Raw genomic sequence first — 7,381 nt, 5'->3', positions numbered from 1 at the left:
GGAGTACTCCTGGCAGAAGCTGCTGGACGCGCAGGGCGACCAGCTCGAGTTCGAGTACACCCGCATCCTCAACGGTCTCGCTCGTCAGCCGGGCGTGATCGGCACCATCTTCCGCAAGGCACAGAACCGCATTCAGGACCCGGCCAAGCTCAAGCGCCTCATCGTCGACCTCATCGACAAGGAGAACTGGAGCGGCACGGGTACCGACATCAAGGGCGATGCCTACGAGGAACTCCTGAGCAAGGGCGCCTCCGACAAAGGCTCTGGCGCCGGCCAGTACTTCACCCCACGTGCTCTCATCCAGGCCATCGTCGACGTCATCCAGCCCACAGTCGACGACACAGTCGTCGACCCCGCGTGCGGCACCGGCGGCTTCCTCCTCGTGGCGAGCGAGTATGCCGCGCAGGGCGCCGAATCGATGACGCCGATCCAGCGCGACAAGCTCCGTGACGCTTTCGTCACCGGCTTCGAGCTGGTCGACGGGACCGCCCGGCTGGCGGCGATGAACCTGCTACTGCACGGCATGGGGACGGCGGACGGCGACTCGCTGATCCAGGTCCGGGATTCGCTCATCGCTGACCCGGGCCAGCGCTGGTCCGTCGTGCTGTCGAACCCACCCTTCGGCAAGAAGTCGTCGCTGACAATGATCGGCGCCGACGGCCGCGAGGTGCGTGAAGATCGCGAGATCGAGCGCCAGGACTTCGTGGCGACCACGAGCAACAAGCAGCTCAACTTCGTCCAGCACATCATGACGATCCTCGACACCAACGGGCGGGCCGCGGTCGTGCTGCCGGACAACGTGCTCTTCGAGGGTGGCGCGGGCGAGGTCATCCGGCGGAAACTCCTCACGGATTTCGACCTGCACACGATGTTGCGCTTGCCGACCGGGATCTTCTACGCCCAAGGCGTCAAGGCCAACGTGCTCTTCTTCGACAAGAAGGTCGCCCGCCCCGGTCAGCCCTGGACCGAGCGGCTGTGGGTCTACGACCTGCGCACGAACGAGCACTTCACCCTCAAGCAGAACCCCCTCCGGCGAGCCGACCTAGAGGACTTTGTCACGGCATACAAACCGGGTCGGCGAGGCGAGCGGGAGGAGGGCGAGCGCTGGAAGCCGTTCACGTACAGCGAGATCACCGCGCGCGACAAGGCGAACCTTGACATCACTTGGCTGAGGGACGAGTCCCTCGAGGATCTCGACAACCTGCCCTCGCCGGACGTCCTAGCGCGCGAAATCGTCGAAGACCTCACTGCCGCTCTTGAGGAGTTCGAGGCAGTCGCAAGCGCGTTGGAGGAACAACTTGCCCGACCGATCGGGTAGACCCTTCCCAACCGCTGCACATACCGGCATGTCCACAGACCGGTAAGCCACCCGGCCCGCAGACATCGCGGTGCCCGCCAAGGACCGCCCGGCGGGCTCGCTGGCGACCGATCTACAGCGACAACCATTGATCCGGTTCGTCCAGGACGGGACGGTGTCTCTAGTGCATCCGCGCGGCACGGTCTTGCGCAGCAGTGACACCGCCGACGTGACCACGGATCGGCTGCGGATCGCGGAGGAGGAGGTGCCGCGGGACGGAATCGTGGTGCGACGGAGCTTCCAGTCGACACTGCCCTGCCACCGTTCGGGCTGTAGCGCGCCCTCGTGGCGCAGGAGGGCGACCTCGCGGCATGTCCTGCACCTTCAGCCGCCGACGTGGCCGTTGGCCTGGGCGGAGACTCGCTCCATACGGTGTATCAGGGTGGCCGACGGCGTGACCCGACCATGACGATAGGTCGAGAGCCGGCTGCGGGAGGTTCCGATGCGCTCGGCGAACTCGGTGGTGCTGAGGCCGGACTCGACGACCAGCTGGGTCACGCGCGCGGCCACCGCATCTCGCTCGGCTTGTTCGGCCCGCTGACGAGCACGGGAGATCGCTCGCTGGAGGAGTGCTGTCAGGCCCGTCTCGCGCTGCTCTTGCGGCTCGTGGAGATAGTCCTCCACCTGGCGGGCGACGGGACCCCAGGGGTCGCGCCGGAACTCCTTCGCAAGAACCGCCCAGTCCCGGATCGACCCACGCTCGAGGATGGCCACCAGTGCCTCGTAGGGCCACGTCGACACGGGCGCCGCTGGGTCGACCTCCACGTGGCGCACCCGGCGCAGTCCCGGCCCGCTCATCGCTGTTCCTGCTCGACGAGATCGAGGAGACGATCGGCGACATCGGTGCAGACCGCGACCACCGAAGCCCAGTCGTGCCACCGGCGGTCCAACTCCTTGTACGACCGCAGCTGCCTCGTCACCTTGGGGTCCTTGGGTGCCGGCTCGGCCAATCGCAGCACCAGAGACGTGAGCACCGAGTCCTCCTCGTTGGACCGATCGGCGTAGTAGTCGTCGATCCTCGCGAGCACCGCCGCCGCTGGCTCTTCTCCAAGCCGGTCGACCAGTGCCGCCGTGTCGAGATAGTCGCGGGTGGCATTGCGCTGGACGATCAGATAGGCCTTGACGCGAAGCATCTCCGACAGGGTGGGGACGCGCACCCTGACACCGGCCCCGAGCTCGACGTCTTCGACCTCCAGAGGGCGGGTTCGTCGAAGCTGCCGCAGCCCGGCCTCGATACCGTCGAGGCTCTCGAGCAGCGTGAGGGGCGGGCTACTGGCACGAAGGGATGTCACCCATCCTTCGCTGGCCTCGACCGCCTCGACGACCTCGGCATATCGCTCGGCGAGGTCGCACAGAACGTGGTCATGATCCAGCGATAGCCGATGCCCGGCATGAACTGCTGCTGCGGTTCCTCCGACCAGCACGGCATCGGGCACCAGCCCTTGAAGCCGCGCGGCGGAGAGAAGGACCGCAGCCAACCCCGGGGATCGCGCCATGTCCCGATCGTATCAGTTCCGATACGCGCGCCCTCGGCATGGTCGTCGGCGATCCGCTCGATGGCCGTCTTTGATCTCGCGAATGTAGGTCTCGGCGCGGCGGGAGTTCCAGCGTTCCTCTCCTCGGGGAGCCGCTCGGCACTCACCTCGACCCAGTGCCGACGGGAGATCTGGTCCAAGCAAGCATGGACGGCGTTGATTCCCTCCTCGACAATCTGCCGGACGACACTCGCAACGTCTTGCTGACTCTGGCCCGCGCCTGGCACACCTGCGTCACGGGGCAGCTGGCACCGAAGGACGTGGCCGCGGACTGGGCGCTCCCCCGGCTCCCCATACAGCTGCGCCCTCCGCTGGCTCATGCCCGCCACCTCTACCTCACCTGCACCTACGCCGACGAGACCTGGCCGAATGACGTCCGCGATCTCGCGGCACCGCTAGCCGCCTACCTCGCCCGGGCGATCCGCGCAGAGGCTGGGCAGCAGCCGGGGCGTGATGGATGGGGCTTCCCGGTCTCCCTGGGCCGTACGGACACCGTGGTCTTCGAGATCACGGCCGAAGATCCGGCGGAAATCGTGCCGGTGGTCAATGGCCGTTCGCTCATCGACCTTGTGGCCGACTTCGAGAAGGCGCGACGCTGGGAACTGGCGGGCGACTACTCCGGCCTCGTTCCTGCGTCCTTCAGCTTCGGCGATCTCACGCAGTACTACCTGGGGCGCGCCGCGAGGCAATGGCCGGGGCCGGGCCGCGCCTGGCTCCTCGGCTGTGACTGCGGCGAAGTCGGGTGCTGGCCCTTGGACGCGCGCATCGATGTGACCGACGATCTGGTGCTCTGGCAGGACTTCCACCAACCACACCGAGCGGCGCGCGACTACCGGTCGTTCGGACCCTTCGTGTTCGACAGAAGCGAGTATGACCGTGCCGTCGCCGATGCCGTGGCCGCCCTCCGCGCGGACCGCAGCTGAGCGGGCCCCGCGGCATACGGCACGGGTTGAGCGTGTTCGACGGAAGTCGGTGGCGGGGGCCGCGCGCGGCGACCACCATGGGGCATTGTGAGTTCCCCCGAGACAGCCCCTGATCCCGGGCTGGTGAGCCGGCTCCTGCGGGACCAGGCCGCCGACTTCGCCGATCTGCCGGTACGCGCGATCTCGACCTCCGGCAGCAGCAATTGGGTGTTCCGTCTGGGTGACGAGTTGGCGGTCCGGTTGCCTCGGACGCACGGCTACGCCCCTGGCCTGCTCAATGAGGTTCGCTGGCTGCCGCACGTTGCGGGGCGGCTCCCCGCGCCCGTGCCGAGGGTCGTTGCAGTCGGCGAGCCCGCGGCATACTTCCCACGACCGTGGACGATCGTGACGTGGCTGACGGGCGAACCACCGGGGTTCCTGGACGCTGAACAGCAGGATCGGCTCGCCGTCAGTCTGGGCGAATTCCTACGCACCCTGCACACGATCGATACGGTCGGGGCGGAGGCAGGGGCGGCGCACTGGGGCTACCGCTGCGGCGAGCCCGTCACGGACACGATTGATGAGTGGGCCGACGAGGCGGCAACGGCGCTCGCCGATCTCTTGGATGAGGATGCCGTGCGCGAGGCGTGGCGGCGACTACGTGACGTCCCGCCCGCGACTGGCCCTGCCCGCCTCGTCCACTGCGACGTCTCCGCCGAGAACCTGCTGGTCCATCTCGACGGCCGCCTGGCGGGGGTCATCGACTTCGGGGGTATGGGGATCGGCGACCGCTCCATCGACTTCCTCTATGCGTGGAGCATGTTGGGTGCTCCGGCTCGCCAACAACTCCGAACCGCGGCCGACATCGATGAGGGGACGTGGCTCAGAGCGCGGACGTGGGCCTTTGTCGGGCCGGGTTTGCTGACCCTGGCGGGCTACCGCGACTCCATGCCCGCGAGAACCGCGCGGCTCACCACCATGGTGGAGGCCGTCGCGGCGGAGGTCGGCGTGCGGCTGCGCTGAACACCGCGCTCGGATCAGGCGGTACGTGGGTCTCCCCTACATTTTATGTGTCAAAATTGGTATCCTAAGAATCTTAATGCATCACTCATGGCACTTAGCGGGACTCACGATGACCGATCGGAACGGGGTTCGAACTCCAGTGGCTGTGGCGCGCGCCCTCGACGGGTTGGGACGGGACCTGACCACATGGCGCAAATTACGCCACCTAACGGTTGCAGAGGTCGCCGACCGGGCGGGCCTAAGCCGCAGCACCGTCCTGCGCCTAGAGGGCGGGCAGGGAGCCTCCTTGGAGAATGCGCTGCGGGTGGCCCGCGCGCTTGGTGTGCTGGACCTCCTGACCAAGGCGCTCGATCCGTACGCAACCGATGTGGGTCGCCTTCGGGCTGAGGAAAAGCTCCCGACCCGGGTTCGCACCCGCAGGGCCGATCGGTGAGCGCAGTCGACGTGTGCGTGTCCATCGGAGGGGTCGACGTGAGTGCCGGCACTCTGTACTCCCACCGCCGCCGCGGCGGCAGCACCGAGAGCGCCACCTTCACTTACTTTTCCGACTACATCGCCAACCCGCGCGCCTACTCCCTCGAACCGGGGCTGCCGCTCCAGGCCGGTGCCCACCAGAGTCATCTCGGCCAACGGACGTTTGGCGCGTTCGCAGACTGTGCGCCGGACCGGTGGGGCCGGACCCTGATCACGCGGCGTGAGGCCGCCCAGGCACTAGCCGAGGGCCGTGAACCTCGGAGCCTCGGCGAGGTCGACTATCTCCTCGGCGTCCGTGACGACCTGCGTCAGGGAGCGCTGCGGTTTCGTCGCTGAGCCGGACAGTTAGAGGCCACCGACCATCAGGGTGTCCCGGCCTTGACCGATCTCCCGGAATTGCTGGCTCTCGCTGCCCGAGCCGAGACGGATTCCACCAACACCATTGCCGACGCCGAGCGGTGGCACGAGGAGGTGGGCGGCACGGCATACGTCCTGGATGACGAGTCCGCGATCGTCGTGACGGATGGCGGCGTCGAGGTGGTCTCCGAGGGACGCTGGCGACGGTTTTCCTAATGTCGCTGGCAGCAGAACGCCGCGGACCCCCTGGGGCCCGCGGCGTTGTGTGTAGTGAAGTCGGTCAGGCGCGGATGCTGCGACGTCCCGTGGCCAAGCCGACGAGGAAGAGGAGCACGACGGCGCCGAAGGTGGCAGTGACGAGGCTGACGATCCAGCCGTCGCCCATCGGGTTGCCGCCGAACAAGCTCAGGATCCATCCGCCGAGCAAGCCGCCGCCGATGCCGACGAGGATGTTGAGGAGCAGACCCTGCTGCGCGTCGGTCCCCATGAGCTTGGAGGCAATCCAGCCGGCAAGGCCGCCGATGATGATCCAGGCGATGAGGGTCATGGCCTTTATTCGCCTTGATAAGGCTGCCGATCAGGGACCTGATCGATCAGTGTGAGCCATACATTAAACAAAGTCTAGACGTCGTGACGAATTGGCGTCCGGGAAATTTTTGGGGTTCCGGGTCAGGGTTCGGCAGCATGATGGTGGCGTGGGTATGGAGCAGCGCGCCGTCGCGTTCTGGGAGCGGCATGCCGCGGGCTATGACGAGGCGTCCGCCTTCATCGAACGCCGGTGGATGTCACGCGCGCGGACGTGGGTGACAGAGCGCACCGTGGGGGAGGTGTTGGAGGTCTGCATCGGGACAGGCGCTAACCTGCCGCTCTACTCCGAGACCGTCCGGCTGACGGGGCTCGATTGGAGTGGCGGAATGCTGGCGGAGACGCGCGCCAAGGCGGAGGCATTAGGGCGCGTGGTAGCGCTTCACCAGGGTGATGCCGCCGAACTTCCATTCCGAGACAACACTTTTGACAGCGTGATATGCACCTTCGGCCTGTGCTGCGTCCCGCGCCACGAACGCGCCATCACCGAGATGGTGCGCGTGCTGCGACCCGGTGGTCGGCTGCTCCTGGCCGACCACGTCCCGTCCACGCGTATGCCGATCCGCCTCGCCCAGCGTGCCATCGAGTCCGTCAGCGGCCGGCTCGTGGGCGAGCACTTCACTCGCCGACCTGCCGCGCTCTTGCCGGGACATGGCATGACCATCATCGACTCCCGCCGCGAGAGCGCCGGCATCTTCGAGGTGGTGCACGCGACGCGCTGACGGCACCTGGGGACAATGACGACGTGGGAGATCGACCTGACGTTCCCGACTGGATGCTCGAGCGCCTCCGCGCCGCCGCGACCGCATTGCCTGAGTGCCGCGAGGAGAGCGCCTGGATCGGACACCGTTGGCGGGTGGGGCAGGCGACGGTGGCGCACATCTTCGGCGGCGAGGACGAACTCTTCCGCATCACGCTGCGCGGCGACCCCGATGACGTCGCCGCGTTCACCCATCTCGGCTCGCCCTACTTCAAGAGCGACTGGGGGAGCAATGTCATCGGCATGCTCGTCGACGAGGACACCGACTGGGATGAGGTCGGCGAACTCCTCGCGATCTCCTACTGCATCCAGGCGCCACGGCATCTCGCCGAGCGCGTCGATCCCCAGTCCGCGCCCGATCCGAAGTCCCCTCAGGCATAGCGGCGGG

The 7,381-nt window shown here is 67.2% G+C and carries 11 protein-coding genes; 8 read left to right on the top strand and 3 right to left on the bottom strand.

What is annotated here, in order from left to right; all coding sequences use genetic code 11:
• The coding region (locus BN13_RS12370; protein ID WP_048547290.1) for an HsdM family class I SAM-dependent methyltransferase at nucleotides 1-1,318 on the top strand (1,318 nt) is incomplete at its 5' end.
• Nucleotides 1,319-1,681: 363 nt separating this feature from the next.
• On the opposite strand, the gene BN13_RS12365 is transcribed toward BN13_RS12370, so the two are convergent.
• Both BN13_RS12365 and BN13_RS12360 read right to left on the bottom strand, forming a co-directional pair.
• Entirely contained in the window at nucleotides 1,682-2,155 is a 474-nt protein-coding gene (locus BN13_RS12365; RefSeq protein WP_048547288.1) for a helix-turn-helix domain-containing protein, read from the bottom strand.
• The gene (locus BN13_RS12360; protein WP_048547286.1) at nucleotides 2,152-2,853 is read right to left on the bottom strand and encodes a hypothetical protein; all 702 of its coding nucleotides are present in this window, start codon (nucleotides 2,851-2,853) and stop codon (nucleotides 2,152-2,154) included. Before BN13_RS12360 ends, BN13_RS12365 begins: the two co-directional genes overlap by 4 nt.
• Before the next feature lie 155 nt (nucleotides 2,854-3,008).
• Here BN13_RS12360 and BN13_RS20025 point away from each other — a divergent pair, with 155 nt between their 5' ends.
• The 5 genes from BN13_RS20025 to BN13_RS12335 all read left to right on the top strand — a co-directional run bounded on the left by BN13_RS20025 (nucleotide 3,009) and on the right by BN13_RS12335 (nucleotide 5,864).
• Nucleotides 3,009-3,815 (top strand): DUF4111 domain-containing protein, encoded by an 807-nt coding sequence (locus tag BN13_RS20025; protein WP_268806959.1) that lies wholly within the window; start codon nucleotides 3,009-3,011, stop codon nucleotides 3,813-3,815.
• Between the two features lie 87 nt (nucleotides 3,816-3,902).
• On the top strand, nucleotides 3,903-4,817 hold the full coding sequence (locus BN13_RS12350) for an aminoglycoside phosphotransferase family protein (protein WP_048547284.1): 915 nt from the start codon (nucleotides 3,903-3,905) through the stop codon (nucleotides 4,815-4,817).
• 109 nt (nucleotides 4,818-4,926) lie between these two features.
• Nucleotides 4,927-5,250: a helix-turn-helix transcriptional regulator gene (locus tag BN13_RS12345; protein ID WP_053079786.1), complete on the top strand. Its 324-nt coding sequence runs from the start codon at nucleotides 4,927-4,929 to the stop codon at nucleotides 5,248-5,250.
• 38 nt (nucleotides 5,251-5,288) lie between these two features.
• Nucleotides 5,289-5,627 carry a HipA N-terminal domain-containing protein gene (locus BN13_RS12340; protein ID WP_162199956.1) on the top strand — a complete coding sequence of 113 codons (339 nt, stop codon included), beginning with the start codon at nucleotides 5,289-5,291 and terminating at the stop codon, nucleotides 5,625-5,627.
• A gap of 42 nt (nucleotides 5,628-5,669) precedes the next feature.
• Nucleotides 5,670-5,864 carry a hypothetical protein gene (locus tag BN13_RS12335; RefSeq protein WP_048547279.1) on the top strand — a complete coding sequence of 65 codons (195 nt, stop codon included), beginning with the start codon at nucleotides 5,670-5,672 and terminating at the stop codon, nucleotides 5,862-5,864.
• A gap of 64 nt (nucleotides 5,865-5,928) precedes the next feature.
• Here BN13_RS12335 and BN13_RS12330 read toward each other — a convergent pair whose 3' ends face one another.
• Entirely contained in the window at nucleotides 5,929-6,195 is a 267-nt protein-coding gene (locus BN13_RS12330) for a GlsB/YeaQ/YmgE family stress response membrane protein (protein WP_048547277.1), read from the bottom strand.
• Nucleotides 6,196-6,349: 154 nt separating this feature from the next.
• On the opposite strand from BN13_RS12330, the gene BN13_RS12325 reads away from it, so the two are divergent.
• A complete protein-coding gene (locus BN13_RS12325) occupies nucleotides 6,350-6,955 on the top strand; it encodes a class I SAM-dependent methyltransferase (RefSeq protein WP_048547275.1) in 606 nt (201 codons plus the stop codon).
• A 23-nt stretch (nucleotides 6,956-6,978) separates the two neighbouring features.
• A complete protein-coding gene (locus tag BN13_RS12320; protein WP_048547273.1) occupies nucleotides 6,979-7,374 on the top strand; it encodes an MmcQ/YjbR family DNA-binding protein in 396 nt (131 codons plus the stop codon).
• Nucleotides 7,375-7,381 lie beyond the last annotated feature (7 nt).

The organism is Nostocoides jenkinsii Ben 74 (genome assembly GCF_001046875.1).
GTDB lineage: Bacteria > Actinomycetota > Actinomycetes > Actinomycetales > Dermatophilaceae > Nostocoides_A > Nostocoides_A jenkinsii.
Note: the sequence above shows the minus strand (reverse complement) of the source record. Positions and strands in the feature narration are given on the sequence as shown.